This window comes from Paenibacillus sp. LHD-117, assembly GCF_030929555.1.
Classification (GTDB): domain Bacteria; phylum Bacillota; class Bacilli; order Paenibacillales; family Paenibacillaceae; genus Pristimantibacillus.
In genome coordinates, this window is sequence record NZ_JAVFVT010000033.1 from 1 (window position 1) to 24,150 (window position 24,150).

General features: G+C 54.5%; 22 protein-coding genes, 1 tRNA gene and 1 rRNA gene. 17 read left to right on the forward strand and 7 right to left on the reverse strand.

From position 1 onward, the window contains the following. From rrf to RB620_RS22385, 12 genes are all read left to right on the forward strand, one after another. Window positions 1-117, forward strand: a 5S ribosomal RNA gene (gene rrf, locus RB620_RS22330). A 514-nt stretch (window positions 118-631) separates the two neighbouring features. Then, complete coding sequence (locus RB620_RS22335) at window positions 632-1,831, forward strand: GNAT family N-acetyltransferase (RefSeq protein ID WP_308098242.1); 1,200 nt, start codon at window positions 632-634, stop codon at window positions 1,829-1,831. Between the two features lie 143 nt (window positions 1,832-1,974). Further along, window positions 1,975-3,432 (forward strand): IMP dehydrogenase, encoded by a 1,458-nt coding sequence (gene guaB, locus RB620_RS22340; RefSeq protein ID WP_308098244.1) that lies wholly within the window; start codon window positions 1,975-1,977, stop codon window positions 3,430-3,432. Between the two features lie 217 nt (window positions 3,433-3,649). Beyond that, window positions 3,650-4,939 (forward strand): D-alanyl-D-alanine carboxypeptidase family protein, encoded by a 1,290-nt coding sequence (locus tag RB620_RS22345; protein WP_308098365.1) that lies wholly within the window; start codon window positions 3,650-3,652, stop codon window positions 4,937-4,939. A gap of 141 nt (window positions 4,940-5,080) precedes the next feature. Then, a complete protein-coding gene (gene pdxS, locus RB620_RS22350) occupies window positions 5,081-5,962 on the forward strand; it encodes a pyridoxal 5'-phosphate synthase lyase subunit PdxS (RefSeq protein WP_108991719.1) in 882 nt (293 codons plus the stop codon). Between the two features lie 63 nt (window positions 5,963-6,025). Next, window positions 6,026-6,616, forward strand: a complete 591-nt coding sequence (pdxT, locus tag RB620_RS22355) for a pyridoxal 5'-phosphate synthase glutaminase subunit PdxT (RefSeq protein WP_308098247.1) — start codon at window positions 6,026-6,028, stop codon at window positions 6,614-6,616. A 63-nt stretch (window positions 6,617-6,679) separates the two neighbouring features. Next, window positions 6,680-7,960: a serine--tRNA ligase gene (gene serS / locus RB620_RS22360; protein ID WP_308098248.1), complete on the forward strand. Its 1,281-nt coding sequence runs from the start codon at window positions 6,680-6,682 to the stop codon at window positions 7,958-7,960. Between the two features lie 95 nt (window positions 7,961-8,055). Continuing rightward, window positions 8,056-8,144: transfer RNA gene (locus tag RB620_RS22365), tRNA-Ser, on the forward strand. A gap of 277 nt (window positions 8,145-8,421) precedes the next feature. Then, on the forward strand, window positions 8,422-8,769 hold the full coding sequence (locus tag RB620_RS22370) for a hypothetical protein (protein ID WP_308098250.1): 348 nt from the start codon (window positions 8,422-8,424) through the stop codon (window positions 8,767-8,769). 12 nt (window positions 8,770-8,781) lie between these two features. Beyond that, window positions 8,782-8,958: a hypothetical protein gene (locus tag RB620_RS22375; protein WP_308098252.1), complete on the forward strand. Its 177-nt coding sequence runs from the start codon at window positions 8,782-8,784 to the stop codon at window positions 8,956-8,958. A gap of 18 nt (window positions 8,959-8,976) precedes the next feature. Further along, window positions 8,977-9,132: a small acid-soluble spore protein P gene (locus RB620_RS22380; protein ID WP_308098254.1), complete on the forward strand. Its 156-nt coding sequence runs from the start codon at window positions 8,977-8,979 to the stop codon at window positions 9,130-9,132. Window positions 9,133-9,330: 198 nt separating this feature from the next. Further along, window positions 9,331-10,389, forward strand: coding sequence for a hypothetical protein (locus RB620_RS22385; protein ID WP_308098256.1), 1,059 nt, complete (start codon window positions 9,331-9,333; stop codon window positions 10,387-10,389). A 105-nt stretch (window positions 10,390-10,494) separates the two neighbouring features. Here the strand turns inward: RB620_RS22385 and RB620_RS22390 are convergent, their stop codons facing one another. Genes RB620_RS22390 through RB620_RS22405 form a run of 4 tightly spaced genes read right to left on the reverse strand, consistent with a single transcriptional unit; the run spans window position 10,495 to window position 14,825 of the window. Then, window positions 10,495-11,259: a PHP-associated domain-containing protein gene (locus RB620_RS22390; RefSeq protein WP_308098259.1), complete on the reverse strand. Its 765-nt coding sequence runs from the start codon at window positions 11,257-11,259 to the stop codon at window positions 10,495-10,497. Window positions 11,260-11,279: 20 nt separating this feature from the next. Next, window positions 11,280-12,110, reverse strand: coding sequence for an energy-coupling factor transporter transmembrane component T family protein (locus RB620_RS22395; RefSeq protein WP_308098261.1), 831 nt, complete (start codon window positions 12,108-12,110; stop codon window positions 11,280-11,282). Beyond that, window positions 12,079-13,947, reverse strand: coding sequence for an ABC transporter ATP-binding protein (locus RB620_RS22400; protein ID WP_308098263.1), 1,869 nt, complete (start codon window positions 13,945-13,947; stop codon window positions 12,079-12,081). The genes RB620_RS22395 and RB620_RS22400 overlap by 32 nt, the downstream gene beginning before the upstream one ends. Then, window positions 13,944-14,825, reverse strand: coding sequence for a DUF8171 family membrane protein (locus RB620_RS22405; RefSeq protein ID WP_308098264.1), 882 nt, complete (start codon window positions 14,823-14,825; stop codon window positions 13,944-13,946). The genes RB620_RS22400 and RB620_RS22405 overlap by 4 nt, the downstream gene beginning before the upstream one ends. A gap of 212 nt (window positions 14,826-15,037) precedes the next feature. On the opposite strand from RB620_RS22405, the gene RB620_RS22410 reads away from it, so the two are divergent. After that, window positions 15,038-15,892 (forward strand): MurR/RpiR family transcriptional regulator, encoded by an 855-nt coding sequence (locus tag RB620_RS22410; protein ID WP_308098265.1) that lies wholly within the window; start codon window positions 15,038-15,040, stop codon window positions 15,890-15,892. Window positions 15,893-15,971: 79 nt separating this feature from the next. On the opposite strand, the gene RB620_RS22415 is transcribed toward RB620_RS22410, so the two are convergent. Next, entirely contained in the window at window positions 15,972-16,328 is a 357-nt protein-coding gene (locus tag RB620_RS22415; RefSeq protein ID WP_308098266.1) for a DUF4870 domain-containing protein, read from the reverse strand. Window positions 16,329-16,580: 252 nt separating this feature from the next. Here RB620_RS22415 and RB620_RS22420 point away from each other — a divergent pair, with 252 nt between their 5' ends. Together RB620_RS22420 and RB620_RS22425 are read left to right on the forward strand one after the other, a co-directional pair. Continuing rightward, window positions 16,581-17,267: a hypothetical protein gene (locus RB620_RS22420; RefSeq protein WP_308098267.1), complete on the forward strand. Its 687-nt coding sequence runs from the start codon at window positions 16,581-16,583 to the stop codon at window positions 17,265-17,267. Between the two features lie 2 nt (window positions 17,268-17,269). After that, window positions 17,270-18,646 carry a polysaccharide deacetylase family protein gene (locus RB620_RS22425; RefSeq protein WP_308098268.1) on the forward strand — a complete coding sequence of 459 codons (1,377 nt, stop codon included), beginning with the start codon at window positions 17,270-17,272 and terminating at the stop codon, window positions 18,644-18,646. A gap of 171 nt (window positions 18,647-18,817) precedes the next feature. On the opposite strand, the gene RB620_RS22430 is transcribed toward RB620_RS22425, so the two are convergent. Both RB620_RS22430 and RB620_RS22435 read right to left on the reverse strand, forming a co-directional pair. After that, window positions 18,818-20,452, reverse strand: a complete 1,635-nt coding sequence (locus RB620_RS22430) for a response regulator (protein WP_308098269.1) — start codon at window positions 20,450-20,452, stop codon at window positions 18,818-18,820. Next, complete coding sequence (locus RB620_RS22435) at window positions 20,449-22,245, reverse strand: cache domain-containing sensor histidine kinase (RefSeq protein ID WP_308098271.1); 1,797 nt, start codon at window positions 22,243-22,245, stop codon at window positions 20,449-20,451. Before RB620_RS22435 ends, RB620_RS22430 begins: the two co-directional genes overlap by 4 nt. 154 nt (window positions 22,246-22,399) lie before the next feature. Between RB620_RS22435 and RB620_RS22440 the strand changes: the two genes are divergently transcribed. Both RB620_RS22440 and RB620_RS22445 read left to right on the forward strand, forming a co-directional pair. Further along, window positions 22,400-23,281, forward strand: a complete 882-nt coding sequence (locus tag RB620_RS22440) for a carbohydrate ABC transporter permease (RefSeq protein WP_308098273.1) — start codon at window positions 22,400-22,402, stop codon at window positions 23,279-23,281. Continuing rightward, a complete protein-coding gene (locus tag RB620_RS22445; RefSeq protein ID WP_308098275.1) occupies window positions 23,281-24,114 on the forward strand; it encodes a carbohydrate ABC transporter permease in 834 nt (277 codons plus the stop codon). Before RB620_RS22440 ends, RB620_RS22445 begins: the two co-directional genes overlap by 1 nt. The last annotated feature ends 36 nt before the right edge of the window (window positions 24,115-24,150 follow it).

A 24,150-nucleotide genomic window follows, 5' to 3' on the forward strand; every position in this document is an offset into this window, starting at 1 on the left:
TTTGGTGGCGATGGCGGAGGGGAACCACGCGTTCCCATACCGAACACGACCGTTAAGCCCTCCAGCGCCAATGGTACTTGGACCGCAGGGTCCTGGGAGAGTAGGACGTCGCCAAGCACGAATAACCTGTCGCAGAATACTGCGGCAGGTTTTTTGTGCGTTCGGGGAACTTTGGGATTGACGTAGTCCTCCATCCCAAAGTCCCCGGGCGACGTTCCTCTCCCGTCTGGGAGAGTGTCTAACCCGTTTGATCGAAGCAATTCGACGATGTGGGACCCGGCCTTTAGAGGAAGGGTTAGACGCCGACCGGGGATGAATATGCTTCGTAGCTTATTCATCCCCGGTGCGGAATGGACGTCGCTACTCACGGAAGCCAGGATACAAGCAAAGATACAAGCAAGGATACAAGCAAAGATACAAGCAAAGATAAACAAGACCTGCCGTTTTTGTCACGGACGATCTTGTTTTTTTTATTTCGCAGCTTAGCTTCACTCCCCCTTCGGGAGAGTATCTGACGCTCCGGCAGTATTGCTTTACAGGTAAAGTTCAAATAAAACGATTGTGTTATTGCTACCATTATGTGGTCATGTTAAAGTATCGGGTATATCGAATATGGCTGAGGAGGATGGATATGGAGCAGAATATACGCATCGACCGACTGGAGATGGACCGGTTCGAAGAGGGCATGGAACTGGCGCAGTTTGCGTTTCAATTCGTAAGATCGCCGCAAGAGCTGGAGGAGATCAGGAAGAGGACAGAGGACGAGCCTTCCGATCGGTGGGCCGTATTCGTAGAGGATCGGCTCGCGGCACAGGCCGTGGTGCTGGAGCTGGAGACGTACATAGCGGGCAAAGCTTTTGCGATGGGAGGCGTCGCGGCCGTGGCGACTTGGCCGGAGTACAGGCGGCAAGGGTTTGTCGGGAAGCTGCTGGTCCATGCTCTCGCCGAGATGAATAAGAAGGGGCAAACATTGTCGTTTCTACACCCGTTCGCGTTCGGTTTTTATCAGAAATTTGGCTGGGCACCTTACACGGAGAATAAGTTGTATACGCTGATGCCCCAGCAGTTGCCTCCGCGCACGGCGAGCCCAGGGCGCATCGAACGGGTGATCGGCTACGATTCGTTGTATGAGCCGTACGAAACTTTCGCCGCACGTTACAATGGCACGTTGAAGAGAACGGAGAAATGGTGGAACTACCGCATCAACGTACAGAAGCCGGCGAAGATTGCGGCTTATCGTGACAGCCAAGATATTGTGCAAGGTTATATCATATATGAAGTATCGAAGAAGGAGTTGAAGGTGGATGAGCTTGTCTACCTTAACGAAGAGGCTAGAACCGCCCTGTGGACTTTCATTGCGCAGCACGATTCAATGGTCGAGAAGGTGACGTTAACGGCGCCGATCGACGATACGCTGATTGATCATCTGCCGGATCCTCGGATCAAGCAGGAGGTGGTACCGTATTTCATGGCGCGCATCGTGGATGTGAAAGGGTTCCTTGAGCAATATCCGTTCTTGCCTCAAGATGAAGCGACAGAGTTCGCCGTTCAAGTGGCGGATGAGCATGCCCCATGGAACAACCAAACGTTCCGCGTGAAGATCCCGTCGTCCGGCCAGGCGTCGGTTACGGCGAATGAGCTGGACACTGGCGGGTTCGGCGAAAATTCCATTCTTCGGACGGATATCGGCGCATTAACGATGCTGATGTTAAGCTACCGTTCCGGAGTCCAATTATCGGGTTCAAAGCGGATTCAAGGCGATCCCGAAACAATAAATCGCTTACAAGCGCGAATACCCGAACGAACGACGTACCTCCCTGATTTTTTCTGAAGATTGGGAACTTTCCGTATTCGGAAAAAGGGTGGAAAAGTGGGATTTATCGCCTTCCAACCAGCCTTGACAGCCCCTACCCCCTCTGCTAATATTGCAATAATATATTTGAGAGGCACTGAAAATAAGGGAGGAAATTACTCGTGTGGGAAACGAAATTCGCTAAAGAAGGGCTTACGTTCGACGACGTATTGCTTGTTCCGCGCAAATCAGAGGTACTGCCTAGAGAAGTCAACATCTCCGCTCGTTTAAGCGCAGGCATCAAGCTCAACATCCCGCTCATCAGCGCAGGCATGGATACCGTAACGGAAGCCGCTTTGGCGATTGCGATTGCTCGTGAAGGCGGAGTCGGCATCATTCATAAGAACATGTCCGTGGCGCAGCAAGCGGAAGAGGTCGACCGCGTGAAACGTTCGGAGAGCGGCGTTATCACGAATCCATTCTCGCTCACTCCGAATCATCATGTCTATGATGCCGAAGAGCTTATGGGCAAATACCGCATTTCCGGCGTACCGATCGTGGATCAGGACAAGAAGCTCGTCGGCATTCTGACCAACCGCGATTTGCGCTTCGTCCATGACTATTCGATCAAGATCAGCGAAGTCATGACACGCGAGAACCTTGTTACGGCGCCAGTCGGAACAACGCTGCAAGAGGCGGAAGGCATTCTTCAGCAGCACAAGATCGAGAAGCTTCCGCTCGTGGATGAGGAGAACACGCTTAAGGGTCTCATCACGATCAAGGATATCGAGAAAGCCATTCAATTCCCGAATGCCGCGAAAGATACGCAAGGCAGATTGCTTTGCGGCGCAGCGGTTGGCATTTCGAAGGACACGATGGATCGCGCGGAAGCGCTAGTGAATGCCGGCATCGACGTACTGGTCGTCGACTCCGCTCACGGCCATCATATCAATATTATCGAAGCGGTTCGCAAAATTCGCGCGTCTTATCCGGATCTGACGATCATCGCGGGCAACGTGGCGACGGGCGAAGCGACGCGCGACCTGATCGAAGCAGGCGCTTCGGTCGTCAAAGTCGGCATCGGGCCGGGCTCCATCTGTACGACCCGCGTTATCGCGGGAATCGGCGTTCCGCAGATTACGGCGATCTACGATTGCGCATCCGTAGCTCGGGAGTATAACATTCCGATTATCGCGGACGGCGGCATTAAGTACTCCGGCGATATCACGAAGGCGATCGCGGCGGGCGCGAGCGCGATCATGATCGGCAGCTTGTTCGCCGGCACGGCGGAGAGCCCGGGCGAGACGGAAATTTTCCAAGGCCGCAGCTTCAAGGTATACCGCGGCATGGGCTCCATCGGCGCGATGAAGGAAGGCAGCAAGGACCGTTACTTCCAAGAGAACGAGAGCAAGCTTGTTCCGGAAGGCATCGAAGGACGCGTTCCTTACAAAGGACCGCTCGCCGATACCGTTCATCAGCTTCTTGGCGGACTTCGTTCCGGCATGGGTTATTGCGGCACGGCTTCGCTCGAAGAGCTGAAGAACGATACGCAGTTCGTGCGCATTACCGGTTCCGGGCTGCGCGAGAGCCATCCACATGACGTTCAAATCACGAAGGAAGCGCCAAACTACTCTTTGTAGTACCCATTTAAGAGAAAACCCGTCGAACGGGATTCGAAACCAGACAGAGCTAGCCGGCAACGGCTGCGATGTCTGGTTTTATTTTGCAAAGCCCTAAAATTGGATGAAGGAATCCTCATCCGGCTCCAGGCATAAGAGGTTTAATTGTGCCTCTCTCCTATGTTACAATTATGAGCGGATAAACCAATGGGGAAATGGGGAAACGAGTGTGAAAGTAATGGGAAGGCCGGTTCGGTTGTTATCAGTCATCGCTGCTTGCCTTGCAGTATGGGTAACGGTGTCGTCGCTTGGCGCATCCACTGCGCTTGCTGTAGGTTTCGACAATAGGCCAAGCACGGAGAATTCACTGGGACTGCAAGTCAAATCCGCGATACTTATCGAAGCGGAATCCGGTCAAGTGTTGTTCGAGGTCAATCCGGATCAACCTTTGCCGATTGCAAGCATGACGAAGCTCATGACGGAGTACATTGTTCTTGAAGAAATCTCTTCGGGACGACTGACGTGGGAACAGGTTATTTCGGTGAGTCCGGAAGCTGCGGATACCGATCCATCCGAGTCGCAGATTTATCTTGCGGAGGGCGATCAGCATTCCGTTAAGGACTTATATATAGCAATGGCGGTTGGCTCGGCCAACGACGCAACAAAAGCGCTGGCTTCTTACATCGGCGGCAGCTTGGATGCCTTCATCCAGAAGATGAACGAAACAGCGGACAAACTCGGCCTGAAGAGCGCCGTGTTCACGAGCGTAACGGGCTTTGAGGACACGACGGTGATGTCCGCGGGCGATATGGCGAAGCTGGCTCGAATTATTTTGCAGGAGCATCCTGAGTTCTTGGAGTATTCCAGCATTCAGGATTACAAGTTCCGCGAACGCGACGAAAAGCCGATGATCAACTTTAACTACATGCTTGGTGCGAATGTAAACAATGATAGCTTGAGGTTCCTAGCCTACGAAGGCGTGGATGGCATGAAAACCGGATTTATCGATGCTGCCGGCTACAATTTTACCGGAACGGTGAAACGCGGCGATTTGCGCTACATTAGCGTCGTGATGGATACGAGCACAAAAAATACGCGTTTCCACGAAACGGCGAAGCTGTATAATTACGCATTTGCCACTTTTGAGAAGAAAACGGTTCTTCCGCCAAAATCCGTGGTAGAAACGCTCGAAACGGTCAAGATTAAGAAAGGCGTTCAAAAGTCGGTTCCCGTCGTGACGGAGAAAGACATTACGTTCATGGTGCAGAAGGGCGTCGAACCGGAGATCTCTATGACGAAGTCGGAGCTATTGCCGGAGAGCGAGTTGGTGGCTCCGATCGCGGCCGGTACGAAGGTCGGCACGGTGACGTACACGTACAAGGATAAGCTGACCGGCAAGGATTTGAACTACACGGTTAATCTGGTCACGACAGAGGAAGCGGAAAAAGCGGGCTGGTTCAAGCTGTTCTTCCGCGCCATCGGTGCTTTCTTCTCGAATCTGTTCAACAGCATTCTTGATCTGTTCTAATTCATTTTGGTTATCATTAATCCGACCTATTCGCAAGGATTATAGGCTTGTCGATTGAACGGCATTCCTGTAAAATAAGTGGTTAGTACTACTTCGGTATCATACATTCCAGAATGGATGACTAATAGGAGGAAGAAACAGATGGAGACAGGTACATCGCGCGTAAAACGCGGTATGGCAGAGATGCAAAAAGGCGGCGTCATCATGGACGTTATGAACGCCGAGCAAGCGAAAATAGCGGAAGCGGCAGGCGCGACGGCGGTTATGGCGCTTGAGCGCGTGCCTTCGGATATTCGCGCGGCAGGCGGCGTTGCCCGTATGGCCGACCCGACAATCGTGGAAGAGGTCATGAAGGTCGTTTCCATCCCGGTCATGGCGAAAGCGCGTATCGGCCACATTGTCGAGGCGAGAGTTCTCGAATCGATGGGCGTTGACTACATCGACGAGAGCGAAGTGCTTACCCCTGCGGATGAAGTGTTCCACATTAGCAAAAACGAATTTACGATTCCGTTCGTATGCGGAGCCAAGGACCTGGGCGAAGCGCTCCGCCGGATCCAGGAAGGCGCGGCCATGCTTCGCACGAAAGGCGAACCGGGAACGGGCAACATCGTGGAAGCCGTTCGCCATCTCCGTCTGATCAATGGTCAAATTCGCAAGGTACAAGCGTTGTCGAAGGACGAGCTGTACCACGAAGCGAAAGTGCTTGGCGTTCCTTACGAGCTGCTGCTCGGCGTTCACGAGAGCGGCAAGCTGCCGGTCGTTAACTTCGCAGCGGGCGGCGTAGCGACGCCATCCGACGCGGCGCTTATGATGGAGCTGGGCGCTGACGGCGTATTCGTAGGATCCGGCATCTTCAAGTCGGACAGCCCCGAGAAGTTCGCTCGCGCGATCGTCGAAGCGACAACTCATTATCAAGACTACAAGCTGATCGCGGAAGTGTCGAAAAACCTCGGCACGCCGATGAAAGGCATCGAAATTTCCAAACTGGATGCCGCTTCCCGTATGCAGGACCGCGGAATCTAATCACTATGCAGCCGGCCAAGCCCTTGAGGCTTGGCCGGTCCTTTAAAGGAAGGCGAATCAGAGATGAGAATCGGTGTTCTAGCGCTGCAAGGCGCTGTTGCGGAGCATATTCGCAGCTTGGAAGCGGCCGGCGCGGAAGCGGTAGCCGTCAAGCGAACCGAGGAGCTTGACGAGCTGCAAGGCCTGGTTATTCCGGGCGGAGAAAGCACGACGATCGGCAAGCTAATGCGTAAGTACGGCTTCATGGAAGCCATCAGGTCTTTCTCTGCCCAGGGCAAACCGATCTTCGGTACTTGCGCGGGGCTAATCGTGCTTGCGGATCAGATCGAAGGGCAAGAAGAAGCCCATCTGAAGCTGATGGATATGACGGTAGCGCGCAATGCGTTCGGCCGTCAACGCGAAAGCTTCGAGACGGATCTGCCCGTGAAAGGGATCGACGAGACCGTACGCGCCGTCTTCATCCGCGCGCCGCTGATCAAGTCGGTCGGACCGCAGGTAGACGTCTTGTCCACCTATAACGACGAGATCGTTACGGCAAGGCAAGGTACGCTGCTCGCGGCATCTTACCATCCCGAGCTGACGGATGATTACCGGCTGCATGCCTACTTCGTGGATATGGTGAAGGAAGCCGCTGCCGCGGGTTCGAAGGCGTAAGCGAAACCGGATTCGAAAAGAAACGATAGACGAGACTACTCCTTATGAGGGGAGCAACGGAACGTGTTAGATGTTAAAGTATTGCGTTCGGACCTTGCCAAGGTCGAACAAGCATTGAAGAACCGTGGCGCATCGCTTGAGCTTGTAGCGGGATTCACCGAGCTTGATGTGAAGCGCCGGGAGATGATCGGCGAGACCGAGCAGCTGAAGAACCGCCGCAACGTCGTCTCCGGGGAAGTCGCCAAGCTAAAGAAGTCCGGCGGCGACGCCGAAGCGCTAATTCTGGAGATGCGCGAAGTCGGCGACCGGATCAAAGCGATCGACGACGAGCTGCGCGAGCTGGAGACTGCGGTAGAGCAGATCCTGCTGTCGATTCCGAACATACCTCACGAGAGCGTACCTGTCGGCGGATCGGAAGAAGAGAATGTGGAGATTCGCCGCGTTGGCGATCTGCCGGCGTTCGGCTTCGAGCCTAAAGCCCATTATGACATTGCTACCGAGCTCGGTATCCTGGACTTCGAGCGCGCTGGCAAAGTAACGGGCTCACGATTCACGTTCTACCGCGGCTTAGGCGCCCGTCTGGAGCGCGCCTTGATCAGCTTCATGATGGACCTGCATAGTGACAACCATGGCTATGAAGAGGTACTGCCTCCTTATATCGTCAACCGGGACAGTCTGGTTGGCACCGGTCAGCTGCCGAAGTTCGAAGAGGATCTGTTCAAGCTGAAGGATACTGAATATTATTTGATCCCGACGGCGGAAGTGCCGGTTACGAACATCCATCGCGACGAGATCCTCGACGCCGAAGATCTTCCGAAAAACTTCGTTGCTTATAGCGCGTGTTTCCGCTCCGAGGCGGGCGCGGCCGGTCGCGATACGCGCGGTCTGATCCGCCAGCACCAATTCAACAAGGTTGAACTTGTTAAGCTGGTGAAGCCGGAGGATTCGTACGACGAGCTCGAGAAGCTGACGAATGAAGCCGAGAAGGTGCTGCAGCTGCTTGGCTTGCCTTATCGCGTGCTTGCGCTCTGCACGGGCGATATGGGCTTCACGTCGGCAAAGACCTATGACATCGAAGTATGGATTCCAAGCGCGAACACGTACCGCGAAATTTCCTCGTGCTCGAACTTTGAGGACTTCCAGGCGCGCCGCGCCGCGATTCGCTTCCGCAGGGAAGCGAAGAGCAAGCCGGAATTGGTCCATACGCTGAATGGCTCCGGTCTGGCGGTAGGCCGCACGGTCGCGGCTATTCTGGAGAACTTCCAGCAAGAGGACGGCTCCGTCGCGATCCCTGAGGCGCTTCGGCCTTACATGGGCGGCGTATCGGTCATTTCGGCGAAATAAAGATTCAAGGAATGGTTAAGCGTACCATGGGGCAAAATAGAAGTTGCTTATCAATTTTGTCCTATGGTACAATGATTTCTGTTACGCTTACATGTGGAGAGGTACCGAAGCGGTCATAACGGGGCGGTCTTGAAAACCGTTAGGGCGCAAGCCCACGTGGGTTCGAGTCCCACCCTCTCCGCCAGTTATGAATAATCTACCATTAAGGCGCGAGGTGGGATGAGAACGGGCCGTTAAGCGAACATGCCAAAAGGCATGTTCGTAGGCCCCGGCGTGATAGTCGCATTCCCGTGACCGTTCATTAGGTCACGGTGCGACGGAGCGAGTCCCACCCTCTCCGCCAGTTTATTTCAAACGAGATCCGTCAGGGCAGCAGCTGCCTTGACGGTTTTTTTGCGTCCTCGCGCAGAATAAAAGAAGGCTTTCCTTCGCATCTTAAGCTTGTGGAGGTGCTATCAGTGATGGCCAAATCAGATGAGCTTCGTATCGATCCGCAGCAGCTTGCGGAGGCATGGCATCGCACGCTTCCGGAGACCATGAACGCCTCCGACCGATGCGACGTGCAGAAGGACGAATCGGACCCTGACGCTCTGCGAGTGACGATTCATTCGGCAGGGCATCAGATGTATGAGTTTGATTTTAAAGTAACGTATGTGGATAGCCGGGAAGTGGCCGTGGAATTGATCGACGTGGAGAAGGATAATGTCGCGATCGACGAGCGGACGGATCCGATTCAGCAGCTTATCCATGATTATAAGCGGCATATTCATGAATGCGCTCAGGCGTTGCAGTCGCTAACACACGCATAGGAGTGAAGGGACATGACCAAAGCGAAAGGCTCTGCGGATAAAAACCTGTCGAACGTCGTTGAAGCGTTGGATGTGGAGCCGGTAAACAGCCATCATGCGCAGCAACTGCAGCAGGACAAAAACGACCGCCGACATAAGGACTCGCTCAATTTCGACCAACCGTCGGATTTGGAGCATCAGCGAAGTTAATTTTGGGAGGAAGCAGCGATGTCAAAACCAGAAAGATATCCGGTACCGGATAGCGTACCCCATAATCAGAAAAATCGTCAGGATCGCGATGGGAACGGCGTGCAAGCGCCTTTGTCAGGCTCCAAGAAGACGAAGCAGCATAATCATGTAAGCCATAACAACCGGCAAGGGTAGTAGGCGGCTAAAAGGCGAAAGCCCGGTTCAGCAAACGATGCTGGATCGGGCTTTGCTTATGCGCGGGCTTCGCGCTCCAGGATGATTAACGCGCGGTGGAACAATCTGCTGACGAACCGATTCGGCTTGTCTACTTCTAATGCTCCTAAATTTCGTATAAAATGGAGGTGCTGACAAAAAAATAAATGGAGGGGAATCATGAAACAAGCTGGGCGTTTGGGGTTTATCGCACTTATTTTACTTACGCTAATCATTGCCGGATGTACGAACAATACGCCGCCGAAAGCGGCGCTGCAGGAAGCCATGATGAAGACAATGGAGGCGGACTCCTATAAGCTGGCCATGAACATTCAGCTTGACGAGCTGGAATTGCCTGCGGTACCGGAGGCCGAAGCGAGCGGTCTGCCGATGGCAAGCCTGACTGGCATGTTCCAAGACGCGATCATTAACGTGGATGCGGTCTATGCGAAGGATCCAATGCGCATGGATATGAATATGGAGCTCGTATTGCCGGGAATGATGGAGATGAAGGTTGCCATTCCGATGATCATGACCAAAGATATGCTGTACGTGAAGCCGCCGGAAATCCCGATGCTTCCGCTGCCGGAAGAAACAAAAGGGAAGTACGTCGCGATCGATCTGAAGGAGCTTGCCAAGCAGCAAGGCGCGGAGCTGAACATTGATCCGGGCGCGCAGCAGAAGCTTGCTCAGGAGCTGTCCAAGGCGGTCCTGGAGCATTTTGACGAGAAAACGTACTTCAGTGAAGTGAAGGCCGCCGATGCAGGCTTGCCGGAAGGCATGAAGGCCGATCAAATCGTGAAGTTCGCCATTACCGAGGAGAACTATCCGCAGACGGTGGAGACGATCGTGAACGACGTTCTGCCGCAAGTGCTGGACATTCTGCTCGCGAACGAAGCCTACCTGGAGGCGCTGCAGGTGCAGAAGGCCGATCTGGAGAAGGCGAAGGCGGACTGGGAGACCAACAAGACGGAGCTGCTTAACGTCCTGCAAAATGACCTGAAAGTGAACGCGCTCGAGATGACGGGCGCGATCAAGGACAAATACATGGTGTATCAGAGTGGGAAGCTTGGTCTTGAAATGACAGATGCGGAAAGCGGTCAGAAGACAAAGCTTGGCGTCTCGTTCTCGGGGGAATATTCGGAGATCGGCAAGTCGCCGGCGTTCGAGGAGCTGCCGACGGATACCATAACGCTGGAACAATTGATGGGCTTGTTCAGCGCCCCTGCGGGCATGTAATCCACGAGAGGTAGCGAATCGATTACAAACAACACCCCCGCCGTGCAGCAGTTGCTGCGCGGCGGGGTTGTTTGCGTTTGAAAGCCTGCGGAGCAGGGCGGGTGGTTAAGCGACAATCATGGATTGTTTTAATAGTTCTTTCATCATCTGGGCGGCCTTCACCTTCACGTCTAGGCAAGGCGAAATATCGAGGCTGTATCGCCCGGCGCGGATCAGTGCCCGCAGCTCCTCCGCCGTCTCGCAGCGCTCGTGCAGCCGATTAATCACGCTGCCGAACTGCAGCGGCTGATGCGAATCGCTGCCGGCCGTGACGGGCAGGCCAAGCGCGCTCGCCAGCTCCCTTACTTCATCGGCCATACCGTTGCCATATTCGTACAGATCCTTGGCGTTGACGTCGAAGCTGTCCAATCGGCGGAGCAGCTCCGGCGCATGATGCGTAAGCGGCGTGCTCTCACGCTTCGGATGGGCGCCGATGCGAAGCAGAGGCATGCCTTCGGTACGGTCCAGCAGCTCGGCGAGGGGGATGAAACGGTCTTTCTCTACGTGGTCCTCCAGCCCGAAGCGAAGCGAACGGATGAGCTCGCGGTTGCCGATCATGAGAATATGTCCGCGATCCCGCACGTCGATTTCCATGCCGCTGAATACTTTAAGCCCCTCCACGAGGTAGTAGTCCCCTTGATAATCGAAGCTGGCGTCGAGCTGATCCAACATATCGAAGAAGTTTCGCGTATTAAAATGCTCCGTCAGCGCAACGGCATCAAGACGGTTGTCCTTCGCTTCCCGCACCATCGACAGGAAGTAGTCGAGCGAGAACTCGGTTTTTTTGGATAACTTGCCGTGAGTATGCAGATCGATGTTCATTGTCATCATGTCAGGCTCTCCGTTTCTGTTTATTGGATCGTGAAATAATGTCCGAGCACAAACAATCCGGCCATGTAATGAACGGTAAACCCGAGGAACGCGTAGTCGGATGCGGTCACCCGCAAATAGGCGAGCTTGAGTCGTTTCGCCTCTTGGCTGACGAGCGAATACGTGAATCCGCGGACCTCAAGCGCTTCAACTGTCGTCCGCGTCCGTTTCGCCGTATTGAGGATGAGTGGATAGAAGGCGATGATGGACAGCCGAATCATGTACAAGATCGAACGCCAGCGCAGAAAACCTTTGTTCTCCGGCGACTTGCCTCTAAGACGATAGGAATGGATCAAGTTGTGATACTCCTCGATCAGAATCGGCAGCATCCGGTAGCCGTAGGAGACGCCGAAGCTGAATTGCGCGGGCATGCCGAGGCTCAGCATCGCGTCGCTCAGCTTCTCGGGATCCATGCTAGAGAAGACGGCGACGCTGGCGAGCGTGATGACGAGAATTTTCATCGTCAAAGCGAGCATGGAGAACACGCCTCCCAGACTGCCGCCGAACAAGAGCGAGGTCAGCACGATATACATCGTTTCGCTGAGCAGGCCGATGCCCATAATGATGAGCACGAGCGGGCTTACTTTGGAAGAGAGAGTGAGTACGATCATCGGCAGAAGCATCCCGAGCAGGATGACCTTATTGTGGATGAACCATGGCGCGACGGCGAAGAAGCTGTACCAAAGGATCAGCATGCGCGGATCGAAGCGGGACAGGAAGGTGGACTGGCGGCCGAAGGCGGTCCGCATCAGCTCCAGCTTCACTTGCTCGACGCTGAGCTTATCGAGCATCGATCGTTTTAAGGCTTCCATACGGCAACTCTCCTTTCCATGCATCGGTTGGTTTGGCGCTCGATGCCCGCATTGGCGATAAACAGTCGACGAACTGATCGACGGAGAGCGGCACCGGATGTATGCCGAGCTCGCAAGCCAATGTCGTAATCTGCGGCGGGACAAGCCCGGCTCGCTGAAGCAACGCGGAATTTCCAAATAACGTCTGCGGGTCCGCGTCCATGATGACGGTGCCTTGATGCAGCACGATGACGCGAGTCGCCCATTCCGCGACAAGCTGCATATCATGCGTCGCAATGACGCTAAGCTTGACGCGGCCTTGAAGCTCCGTCAGCATTGCGCCGAGCTCTCTGCGGCTGGCAGCGTCCAGGCTGGCGGTCGGCTCGTCGAGCAGCATCACCTCTGGCAGCATCGCAAGGCCGATCGCAAGCGTCGCGCGGCGCTGCTGTCCGCCACTGAGGAGGCGGCCGTCCCTCTCTTGCAGGCCGGTTAGGCGCATGCGCGACATGATTTCGTCAATGAATGTCGGGTCATTTAGCGACTTCCGCGCTTTCAAAAAATATTCCACGTCCTTGCGGACGGTATCTTCAATAAACATTTCCTCCGGATTCTGGTGAATATAGGCCACGAAGTCCGCGAGTTTCTCCGGCGTAACTCGGGCCGTGGGATGGCCGCACACCGTTAATTGCCCTTCATTCGGCTTGCGAAGCCCGGAGATGAGCCGCAGCAGCGTCGACTTGCCGGCGCCGTTGTTGCCGACGAGGGCCACGCGGTCGCCAACATTTAGCTGCAGCGATAATTGGCGGATGACAGGATGCCGCTCTCTCGTAATGGTTTTGTAGCCGTAAGAGACGTTGTCGATCTGGACAAGCGCATGGCTGGTCTTATCGGGATTGCTATCGTCGTCGGCGGTCGGCGGGTTGTCGTGAGGCTCTTCCTCGCTGATAATCCTAAGCCGAACATTCGCATCGAAGCGTGCCTTGTGCTGGCGGAAGTAGTCGACGCCTTCCCGAAGCGTGACGGGGTGAAGCCGAGCTTGCGGATTTACGGCATACGCGGCCAGCGTGACCTGCGGTGGCAGGATATGGAGCGCGGCCAGCTCCTCCACGGCGGACAACGATTCGCTTACGGGCTTCATCCATCTGACTTCGCCGCCGTCCATAAGGACGACTTTGCTGCAATAATCGGCGATGAACTCGGTATGATGTTCGATGACGATAATCGTTTTGCCGTGGCGTTCGTTCAGCAGCTTCAGCTTCTCATAGATCAGGCGCGCGTGGTAAGGATCCAGCTGCGCGACGGGTTCGTCGACGATCAGGATGTCCGGATCCAGCGACATTGCGCCGGCCAATGCCGTGAGATGTTTCTGACCGCCGCTCAGCTGCCAGATCCACTGGTGTTTCAAATGTTCGAGCCCTAGCATGGCCAAAGCTCTCTCGCCGCGATCCTTGTAATCCGGATAACCGAAGTTGAGGGGAGCGAAGATCGCTTCGTCGTAGACGGTCGGGCGGACCAGCTGATTCTCGAAATCCTGGAAGACGTAAGAGACCTTCCTCGACAACGTTGAGACGGATTCCATGCCTGCCGATAACCCGGCAACTTCGATATCGCCTTCCAGGTCGCCTACGTAATAGTGGGGGATGAGGCCGTTCAACGTTTTGCACAGGGTAGACTTGCCGCTCCCGTTCGTGCCCGCGATTGCAATGAATTCCCCTGCCTCGATCGCGAGATTCACGTTCCGCAAGGAAGGATTCTCCGCACCCGGGTAACGGAAGCTTACATTCCGCAAACGGATGATGGGAGCCGCCGCCGGCGGCTCCTCCGTCGCAAACATTTGCCGATCCGGTGATTCGATCATTGCTTCACGTCCCGGGGGGCGGAGACGGCTTGCTTCTTGCCGCGCGTCATGGCGATCAAGGTGACGACGAACACGAGCAGTGCCGCCCCGATGGATACCCAGATGAAACCTCCGCCGAATTGCTCTAAGAACTCCGGCTCCCAGACGGCGAAGTTGATGTCGGATTCCGACATGAATTCCGCGGCGGTGGCCAAAGCCATGAGCAGGATGACCGTGATGACGAGCCGCGGACGCAGCACCTCTCCGAACTTGATGGGGATGCGGCCGTCTCGAGGCTTCATGCCGAGAAGCGGCTCGATTTTACCATAAAGGCGCGGTACGAGATACAGAACAGGCAGAAGGGAGAAGAAAACGCCCGTTATGGCCATCGCGTTCAGGAAGCCGATGCCTTCGATGAGCAGGATGCTCTCCGGAATGCCGGGCAGCGTCTCGAGATCTTCGATGCCGACCCACACTTTGCCCATATCGACGAGAGCGCCCAGCAGCTGGCAGATGCCGACCGCTGCGAATGAAGCGATGGCAAGCTGCTTCCGGTTGCACGGATCGCTGACCAGCATTCCGGCTATGTACATGCCAAGCGTGAACACGATGAATTTCTCCAGCTCGCCCAGACCGCCGAACTGTCCAAGCAGCAGCTCGCCGAAGATGACTTCGCCGAAGGAGGCGCCGATCGCGGCATAGAGCGGGTGGAATAGGATGCAGAGCGTGAGGGGGATGAAAGCAAAATACTCCACTTTGAGCTCGATCGGTCCCACTTGAATGGAAGGGATAAGCTCGGAGAACATGTTGGAGATGCCGTATAGCGACATCGACAAGATGAACACCATCAGTTTCTGGGATTGCGTAAGTTCGTATCGGCGCTTCTGCGCAGAAAGCATTGGATTTCCTCCCTAATCTAGGTTCACTTCTCCTTCAATATAGGGGTGAACTGTTAGGGCATCGTTAACGCGATTTGTGACTATTGTAAATTAAATTGCAAATATGAAATTATGCAAAATATCTTTCATGTCCTTTCATCGCGTGATATACTGGCACCAATCCAGGACGATGGACCACGAACGAAAGCGGAGACGGAGGGGGTCGCATGCAGATGACGGGATTTCAATTTCAAATGGACGTAAGCGGCTTATCGAGGAGCCAGCAGGCGATCGCCAACTATATTGCAGGTGCGCTTCAGCGTATTCCATATTGCACGGATGAAGAGATCGCGGAGAAGGTCGGCGTCAGCACGGCAACCGTGTCCCGATTCTGGCGCGCGATCGGCTATCAGAACTTAAAGGATTTCAAGAAAGCGTTGCAGCAGGCCGGGCAGAGCGGCCAGGCAACGCCCGCGCGCAAGATGGAGCATATTCTGAACAAGGTCGAGCATATCGAAGCCGACATCGTGGGCGAATTAATCGAAATCGCATCCTCGAACCTGGCCGAGACGGCGAAGCGGGTTGAGCGAGGTCAATTCGTCGGAGCGTCGGAGGCGCTTCACGCCGCGCGGAAGATCTACTTGCATGGCGGAGGGGCAGCTTCTTTCTTGACGGAGCTGCTTGCCTTCCGACTGGAGCGCATCGGCTTGGAGACGCAGCGGTTGGCGGCGAGCGGTAGCGAACTGCTGGAGGGGCTCATGCACGCGGGATCCGAGGACTGCGTCGTACTCTTCGGGTTCGTGAAGCGGACGCCGGAGCTGACTGTCCTGCTGGACCATCGGCGGGAAGCGGGGTATCGTACGGTGCTCATCACGGATCTGCTCCTCTCGGATATGCTGGAGGAGAGCGATTACGTGCTGCAGCTGGATCGGGGCAAGCTGGAGGGTTTCCATTCCATGACGGCCCCGGTAGCGATCGTCGAAGCGTTGACGGTGGCCGTCACCCAGCGTCGCGGCAGAGAAGGCATGGATAAGCTGGAGAAGCTGCATGCGCTGCGGAAGCGGTATGCGGCGCAGCTGCCGAAGTAGCGGGCAGGCTCGGCGGCAAGGCCGTGCGCATAACAGTAGAGCAGGCTGTCTCGAACGCGGGACAGCCTGCTTGCGTTGTTTATTTGAAGAATCGAATGGTGAGCGGATAGCGGTAGAAGCTTCCTTCGTTCGCGCGGACCGAAGCGATGATGACGACGATGAGCCAGAAGATGCCGATGGCGGCTAGCAGGAAGAAGCCGATAATCACGAAGCAGAGAATGCCTGCGATGATGCCATAGATGAAGATGCTGATCTGGAAGTTCAGCGATTCCTTGCCATGCGCATCGACGTAAGGCGACTGGTCTTTCTTGATGAGCCAGATGACGAGCGGACCGAGCACGGAGCCGAGCGGAATGATGAACGTGCTGAACGCTAGCAGGTGGCATAGCATGCCGTAGGTTTTTTCTTCTTTTGACGGACCGGAATAGTGATGCATCAGGAATTCCTCCTTGAATCATGGGTTAGGTGCGGCGGCAGTCCCGACAAGCGGAGGCCGACGCCGTGGCTACTTCATAATATATGCGACGGGATAATCATGAAAGTCCTAAACATAGGCCAGAGTAGTTCAAAAGTTCCGTTTCTTGAAATTGGATACAAAGTCCCACTAACAAAGCGCAATTATCTTTTATAATAGATTCAAATAGTTCGACATTTTCCTACATAATCCTTGAAAAGGTGATGATAACCTATGATTTCCCCTTTTTTTCGTAAGAAGGGTACCCAGGAAAGTCAGGAGGATCGGTCGCAAGAACTAGCGAAGCAGGAACCGGCTTCAGCAGGTCCTACGGAGCCGTCCGCCGAGACGGCCCAATCACCTCAGGAATCGATTTTCATCCAAAAGTCCAGAATGGACAAAAAGTCTCTCGACCTGGTGCTCGCCGTAGAACAAATGATTCAGGCCAAACAGCATACGGAGATGCAGAATGGCGAGCTTCAAGATCGGCTTGCGCATGCGGGGGGCAATATCGATCGCTTGAATCGCGACGTCAAACATTTGACGAAGGTGATCGATGAGCGGGAGAAGAGCATTCTCGAGCTGGAGCAGAAGATCGTCGACAAAAACATGAAGGTCGATCAAGTCGCGGAGGACTACAGAGAGCTGGAGAGAAGACTGACCGCAGAAATCGAAGACCTGAAGAGCGTCATCGAGCTGGAGAAGCAAAAGTATGAATCGCTGCAAGGCAAACATAACGATGCTTTGGCGGACAAGAACAAGCGGATTCATGAACTCGAGGAGAAGATCGGCAGACAAGACGTCGAACACCAGCATCTGAAGCAGAAGTACGAGACGACGCATCAAGAGAAGGTCTATCTCGCGAACATGATCAGCGACTTCACGAACCGGATGTCCGCGCCGATCGGAAGAGAAGGCTAACGATGAGGGCCGATTCCTTGCAGACGATTGAGCTGCTGGCGCTAGAGGACAAGCAGGGCCGCTACATCATCAAAGTTGGCGTGGAGCGGGATGGCGGACAAGCCGGCAAGCTGCGGGAGCTCGAAGTCGAGCTAGATGAAGAGACGTATCTTCAGCTGTCGAAGCTGAATCCCTTATCGGCAGAGCGCGTACGGTTATCTCCTTATGCGAAATACGATCCGTTCCGGCGTACATATTACAGCTCGCTCGTTAAGTTGAATAAAACGAGCAGTGAAAACTATTACTTCGATTGTTCCGTCGCCTACGAAACGATGCTTGGCGAATGGAGACGCGGGGAAGCCGTTGGCGCAACGGCCGAACAAGAAGCGGCTGCACCTCGGCTGGCGGCTAGCGGCGTGGCAGCCGTGGCAGCGGCATCGTTCCGGATTCCGCTTGGCTCCATCGGCGAGATGGGGACGGCTCTTCGCTTGCGCTCCGGCCGTTATGCGATCGGCACGCTTCGGCTTCTCATGTTGACGTGCATGTTCCTTCTCGTATGGTTCGAGGTCGAAGGGCAGCTCTATATCGACGACGCGAAAGCGCTCAGCGAGCATCAAGTTATCGTCAGCGAAGGAGCGGGAGCCGGCGCGAAGCAGGGCGGCGCGGTTTCTTCGTCGCCTGACTCTGCTTCGGGAACCGCAGCGAATACGGTGTCGGCCAATGAAATCGATGCGGTGATTCCGCAGACTCCAGCGGATGGAATAGCCGATGCGACCGCGGCCAAGCAGCCGGCAGACGTCGAGACGCTTGTAGAGTCCATTACGCTGGACGGCGAAGCGCCTCTCTATAGTTTGCCGGAAGGTTACGTGGCCTTGACGTTCGACGACGGTCCTTCGGATTATACGAAGGCGATCGTCGATCTGCTCCGGGAACGCGGCGTGGCGGGCACGTTCTTGTTCGTCGGCAAACACGTTGAGCGTTATCCCGCGGAAGCGGGCTACGCGGCCGAGCAAGGGATGGCCGTCGGCAATCATTCCTGGGATCATAACAATCTTGCGCACGCGAAGATGGAAGACATGTCCGCGAATATCGCAAAAGCGAACGAAGCGATAGCGAAGATCAGCACCGCGCAGATCTCCGTCTTCCGGCCACCGTATGGCGCCATGAACGACGAGCTAGAAATTGCGACGACGGAGCTGGGCATGAAGATGCTCATGTGGAACCGCGATCCGCAGGACTGGAAGGCGGAGACGCCCGATGACATCGTCCGCTACTTCAAGGAGCTGGGCGCATCCGGCGGCATCTACGTCATGCACGAGAAGAAGGCAACGCTAGACGCGCTGCCTGACATCATCGATTATTTGAAGGAACAGCAGCTGAAGTTTGCGGTATTTCAATAACGGACGGTCCCGAAGGGCGATGGGTAGCGCTCTTGGGACCGTTTTTTGAAATATAAGAAAGTATAAGTTTTCACTATACTGGGCTTCTATTTCTCGGAATGAAACGCGCCACGCCACCAAAGGACGGCGATAGCCGTTTCACCTTGGTTGTCCTCGGTTTGGTTCTTCGGGCTACTCCCCGTCCTTGAGCATCTTCTCCTTGCGGAAATCGTTCGGCGTCATCTGCGTCAGCTTCTTGAAGACGCGGCTGAAATATTTTTCGTCGTGGTACCCGATCATCTGCGCGATTTGCGTCATGCGCAAATGCGGATTCAGGAGCAGGATCTTCGCCTTCTCGACTCGGATGCGATTGACGTAATCGATAAGCGTTTCTTGGAACTCGCTTTTGAATTTACGCGATATATATTCTCGATTCAGATGAAACCGTGCCGAAATATCTTGCAGCGTAATGTCCTGCGTATAATGCGCCTCGATATAACGGGCAATTTCGCGCATCGGGTTGCTGCTCAGCGTTTGCATGGAAACAAACATTTTCGAGAGCTCGATCAAGCTGTCGGCGAACACCTGCTGGAGGAGGGGTAAAGAAAGCCGGCCGGACGCATCCAGAGGAACGATGAACGGACGATTCTCCGTAGGCTGCGGCTGCGCGCCGTCGTATCCAAGGAAAAATTCCTCGACCCAGCCGGCCCGCGCCGCATTAAATTCATCCCACCACATCTTCAGCTGTTCCATCGAGATATGATTCATCTCGCCAATCGCTTGAAACCACTCCCCGAGCACATGCCGGATTTGATCCGGATTACCGCTGCGTACGGCTAGCCGTATTTTTTCCTCGTGTTTGCCGAAACGAATCGTGCCGATCCGCCAAGGCGACGACGGATTGTATTCGTGAATACGCTGGCCAGATTCGAGCAAATTACGTTTGCCCAGCGCGTCGGACGCTTGGGTGTACGACTTATGAAGCTCGCTCAGGACCGAGCCGGACGTACTTAAGCCAAATTCCACGGTGCTTTGCAGCGTCCTTTCGATTCCGTTCGCGATCTTCCGAAGCCAATCCGGCGCGGTATCGGGCTCGTCCCATAGGAGAATGACGATTTCGAACGGCCGGTTCCAATTGCGGAAAGCAATGCCCCGACCTGCGGGCTGCAGAAAGTCGCTGCAAATATTGAGCAGGGAAAAGAAAAGCAGATCCAGGCTGGCGGCGTATTTGTCGCGGATCGGCTGCTGCAGCGTATTCAGGTCGAGAACGGCAACCCGGCAAGACCGAATGCCGATGAGCTGCGGAAATTCGCGCATATACGATTCTCCGGGAGCCGGCGCATTGCCCGCAGCCGCGTCCGACAACAGCCGGGACAACAGCTTGTCGCGGTACATGGGCCTCATCTCGTTAACCTCAATATTCTTCTCCTGATACTGGAGCCGTTCCCGGTTCGTTTCCTTCCAGCTTAAGACCGCCTTGTTCACGGCATCATGCAGCTGCTTGCGATCGATTGGCTTGAGCAAGTAGTCGATTCCCCCGAATTTGACCGTATGCCGAACGAACTCGAAATCGTTGAAGCCGCTGATGACGATTTTTTTGCAATCGACGGCATTCTGCTCCATCCATTCCATAAGCTCGATTCCCGATTTCATCGGCATCATCATGTCCGTTATGACAAGCTGGGGCTGATGCTCCTGAATGAGCGCGACGGCCTCGGAGCCGTCTTCGGCTTCCAGTACGGTCTGAAACCCGAACGCCTCCCAATCGACGAGCTTAAGAACGGTTTTTCGGACATGCTTTTCATCATCGACGATTAATGCTTTCATGGCGTCATCTCCTCCTGCTGCGGAATAGGCAAAGTCATCGTTATTCGGAGACCGCGAGGTTCGTTCTGCTCGAGCTGCAGGGCGGCTTGTTCTCCGTAGTGCAAGTGAAGCCGGTACATGACGTTCATCAAGCCGATCCGGTCGCCGCTATCGGCGGATTCGTGCCGGATCCCGGACAGATCGGTTTGGATGGCGCCGAGCCGCTCTTCGGAGATGCCGCTGCCGTTATCTTCGACCGTAATGCGCAGCATGCCGTTCGTTATTGTCGTAGCGATTCTCAGCATGCCGGTATTTTGCGAAATGTGAAAGCCATGCTTGAAGTAGTTTTCGACGAGCGGTTGAATGATCATCTTCGGGATCGGAACCGATCCCGCCCCTTCGTCAAGCGCATACTCGATTTTCAATTTTTCGTCGAAGCGCTGCTGCTGCAGCAGCAAATAATGATGGACGTAATCGAGCTCCTGCGACAAGGGGACGATCATTTCTTTCGTATTCATGCTGTAGTGCATCATCTGCCCAAGGGAGGAGACAAGGTTGTATACTTCCGGAGCGTCGTTATCCAGAGCGGAAGCACCAATGGACTGCAGCGCGTTGTTGATGAAATGCGGATTGATTTGCGCCTGCAGCATTTTGAGCTGCGTCGTCTTGTTGGCCAAGTTCAGCTTGTACTCCCGGAAAATCAACTCATTGATCGTATTCATCATCGTACGGAAACGCGTGGCCAAGATGCCGAATTCATCGTTCCGGACAATGTCGATCGGCTCCTCAAGCTGGCCGGTTTGGATTTTGTTGATGCTGCGGATCAATTGTTTGATCGGGTTCGTGAACCGGATCGAGACAATGAGAACGGCCACGGTCGCCACGGATAAGAACAGCACGGCAATGACGGTATTGATCATCGTCAGTTTATTCGCCTGCGCGGACAGGTATTGGTCGGGAATACGTTTGACGATTGTCCAGTCCAAGTAAGGCGTTTGAATTTGATCGTAAAGAAGGATGCCGTCGTAGCCGGATTTGTCCTTCTCCATGCTGCCCGAGGCCGCTTCTCTTTCGAAGATGCGATCGATCCATGCGTGTTCCGGCCGCTCGCCGATAGCTTCGCCGTCCGAAGCGAAAATAATGGTGCCATCGCCGTCGATAATGTAGAGGTCTTCCTGCTGTGGATTATAAAGCTGCGCAGTCAGTTCGCGAAGAGCCTCCACTTGCACGTCGATCGCCAGCAATCCGATCCGCTCGGAGGTCGGAACGCGGAACAGTGGGCGGTAAATCGAAAAAACAAGCTCCTCCTTGTTCGGCTTGATTTGCTGCACGCCGTAATTGTTGCTCGGGTGAGTCGGTATCGTAATGGCGCCGTAAGGGGAAATATCCGTTATATTCGGCAGCGCTTCGGCATGCCCGTATGCGAAATTGTTGGCATTCATCAAGAAGCCGTTTTGCCCGTTATCGAGAAACAGATAAACCTGATAAATATTGTTCGCCGCTTTGGATACAAGCTGGAGCGCCGTATAGACGTAAGATCGGTCTTTATTGTCGGCGACGCCTTTCGCTAAGATGTTTTCCATCGTCGTATTGGAATACAGAGTCAACGAAGCGTTGCTCACCACGTCCAGGTAATTGGAGATGTTCGTTTTGCCCTCGGAGATGAGCCGGGTGTTCTCTTCGATCGACCGTTCCTTCACCGATTCCTTCGTATACACGTGCGTGACGATGATCGATGCGGCAATGGGTACCACTATGGAAATCAGCATTAGCGCAATCAGTTTGTAGCGCACGCTTGTTGTCAGCAATCGCATTCCGATCCCGCCTCTCTCTTGTTAGCGTTTTCATATTCTAACATCGCCGAGTCAAAATCGTCCACCTATCTTCTCAAATTAGGGAGTGGGAATCGTTTCATGCCCTCTATACAATAAAGGTACTTCACACATCCTAGATAGGAGGAAGCTTGTTATGAAAAGATGGTTGACCTCTGAGCCGATCCAACAGTCGGTGTTTGTAGGTCCTGCCCTGTTGGTGTATGCCATCGTCATGGTGCTCCCGTTCTTGCTCGGTATTTATTATTCATTCTCCGATTGGAACGGCGTATCCAGCCAGATTGATTGGGTCGGACTGAAGAATTACAAGACGATACTGACGGACGACCCCGACTTTGGACGTTCCTTCTGGTTTACGGCCCGGTTCACCGTTGCCGTCGTGCTTCTTAGTAATGTGATCGGCTTTATTATCGCCTATTTATTGTCGAAGCCGCTGAAATCGCGGAACATGCTGCGGACGATCTTTTTTATGCCGAACGTGCTTGGCGGTTTGTTATTGGGTTTCATATGGCAGTTTATCTTCACGCGAAGCTTCTCCGCGATCGGACAAGCAAGCGATATCGGATTTTTTAACCTATTCTGGCTCGGAACGGAGACGACGGCTTTCTGGGGGCTCGTTATCGTCAGCGTATGGCAGGGGGCCGGCTATTTGATGGTCATCTACATCGCCGGGCTGACGAACGTGCCGAGCGATATGATGGAAGCGGCCGCGATCGACGGTGCGTCGGGGCTGCAAATTTTGCGCCATATCGTGCTGCCGCTGATTATGCCCGCAGTGACGATCTGCTTGTTCCTCAGCATTTCTTGGGCGTTCAAGTCGTTCGACCTAAACTTCTCGCTAACACAGGGCGGACCGTACAAGTCGACCGAATCGGTCGCCATGAACATTTACTACGAGGCATTCAAGAGCAACCGATATGGACTCGGTACGGCGAAAGCGGTCATATTCTTCGTGGTCGTTACGGTTATTACGATGGTCCAAGTCTCGATCACGAAGAAGAAGGAGGTGGAGATGTAATGGGAGAGCGATCGTACGGCATCAAGTGGTTTTCGGTCGAAATCGTCGTTCTGCTGCTGGCGCTACTATTCCTTGCACCCTTTTACTTCGTCCTCGCGAACTCGTTCAAAGGTTTCGCCGAGCTGCTCGCGGATACGTCGGGCTTGCCGCAGAGCTTCACCTGGGACAACTACAAGCGAGCCTGGGAGGTGTTGAATTTCCCGCGTGCCTTCCGAAACTCGCTTCTGATTACATTGTTTAGCGACCTGTGCATGATCGTCGTGGCTTCGATGGCGGCCTACCGGCTGCTGCGCCGTCCGACGAGGATCAACCGGTTATTGTTCTCCTTGTTCGTCGCGGCGATGGTCGTTCCGTTCCAGGCGGTCATGATCCCGCTCGTGAAGGTCGGCAACTGGCTTCATTTCCTGAACAGCATCCCCGGTATTATTTTGTGTTACACCGGTCTTGGCGTTTCCTTCTCGATCTTCCTGTATCATGGATTCATGAAATCGATTCCGCTCGAGGTCGAAGAAGCGGCGCTCATGGACGGCTGCAACCCGTACGGCATCTTCTGGCGGATCGTCTTCCCGCTGCTGAAGCCGATGACGATTACCGTGATGGTGCTGCAAAGCTTGTGGATGTGGAACGACTTCCTGCTTCCACTGCTCATTCTGCAGAAGCCGGAGCTTCAGACGATCCAACTCGCGACGAACTCGCTGTTCGGGCAATACTTGAAGCAGTGGGACTTGGCCCTTGCGGCGTTGGTCATGGGCATGATACCGATTCTGGCTTTCTTCCTGGTTCTGCAAAAACACGTCATTCAAGGCATTACCGCCGGCGCGGTAAAAGGGTGATTGGATGCGCCGGCAGTTGACCGGCAGTCCACCGGC

What these genes read in the sequence shown, in the direction of transcription:
- RB620_RS22345 (WP_308098365.1), top strand. Translation starts at nt 3,650, where the DNA reads ATGGGAAGGCCGGTTCGGTTGTTATCAGTCATCGCTGCTTGCCTTGCA.
- RB620_RS22440 (WP_308098273.1), top strand. Translation starts at nt 22,400, where the DNA reads ATGAAAAGATGGTTGACCTCTGAGCCGATCCAACAGTCGGTGTTTGTA.
- RB620_RS22435 (WP_308098271.1), bottom strand. Translation starts at nt 22,245, where the DNA reads ATGCGATTGCTGACAACAAGCGTGCGCTACAAACTGATTGCGCTAATG.
- RB620_RS22375 (WP_308098252.1), top strand. Translation starts at nt 8,782, where the DNA reads ATGACCAAAGCGAAAGGCTCTGCGGATAAAAACCTGTCGAACGTCGTT.
- RB620_RS22415 (WP_308098266.1), bottom strand. Translation starts at nt 16,328, where the DNA reads ATGCATCACTATTCCGGTCCGTCAAAAGAAGAAAAAACCTACGGCATG.
- RB620_RS22390 (WP_308098259.1), bottom strand. Translation starts at nt 11,259, where the DNA reads ATGATGACAATGAACATCGATCTGCATACTCACGGCAAGTTATCCAAA.
- RB620_RS22370 (WP_308098250.1), top strand. Translation starts at nt 8,422, where the DNA reads ATGGCCAAATCAGATGAGCTTCGTATCGATCCGCAGCAGCTTGCGGAG.
- RB620_RS22400 (WP_308098263.1), bottom strand. Translation starts at nt 13,947, where the DNA reads ATGATCGAATCACCGGATCGGCAAATGTTTGCGACGGAGGAGCCGCCG.
- RB620_RS22395 (WP_308098261.1), bottom strand. Translation starts at nt 12,110, where the DNA reads ATGGAAGCCTTAAAACGATCGATGCTCGATAAGCTCAGCGTCGAGCAA.
- RB620_RS22445 (WP_308098275.1), top strand. Translation starts at nt 23,281, where the DNA reads ATGGGAGAGCGATCGTACGGCATCAAGTGGTTTTCGGTCGAAATCGTC.
- RB620_RS22425 (WP_308098268.1), top strand. Translation starts at nt 17,270, where the DNA reads ATGAGGGCCGATTCCTTGCAGACGATTGAGCTGCTGGCGCTAGAGGAC.
- RB620_RS22405 (WP_308098264.1), bottom strand. Translation starts at nt 14,825, where the DNA reads ATGCTTTCTGCGCAGAAGCGCCGATACGAACTTACGCAATCCCAGAAA.
- RB620_RS22430 (WP_308098269.1), bottom strand. Translation starts at nt 20,452, where the DNA reads ATGAAAGCATTAATCGTCGATGATGAAAAGCATGTCCGAAAAACCGTT.
- RB620_RS22410 (WP_308098265.1), top strand. Translation starts at nt 15,038, where the DNA reads ATGACGGGATTTCAATTTCAAATGGACGTAAGCGGCTTATCGAGGAGC.
- RB620_RS22335 (WP_308098242.1), top strand. Translation starts at nt 632, where the DNA reads ATGGAGCAGAATATACGCATCGACCGACTGGAGATGGACCGGTTCGAA.
- pdxT (WP_308098247.1), top strand. Translation starts at nt 6,026, where the DNA reads ATGAGAATCGGTGTTCTAGCGCTGCAAGGCGCTGTTGCGGAGCATATT.
- pdxS (WP_108991719.1), top strand. Translation starts at nt 5,081, where the DNA reads ATGGAGACAGGTACATCGCGCGTAAAACGCGGTATGGCAGAGATGCAA.
- RB620_RS22385 (WP_308098256.1), top strand. Translation starts at nt 9,331, where the DNA reads ATGAAACAAGCTGGGCGTTTGGGGTTTATCGCACTTATTTTACTTACG.
- RB620_RS22420 (WP_308098267.1), top strand. Translation starts at nt 16,581, where the DNA reads ATGATTTCCCCTTTTTTTCGTAAGAAGGGTACCCAGGAAAGTCAGGAG.
- RB620_RS22380 (WP_308098254.1), top strand. Translation starts at nt 8,977, where the DNA reads ATGTCAAAACCAGAAAGATATCCGGTACCGGATAGCGTACCCCATAAT.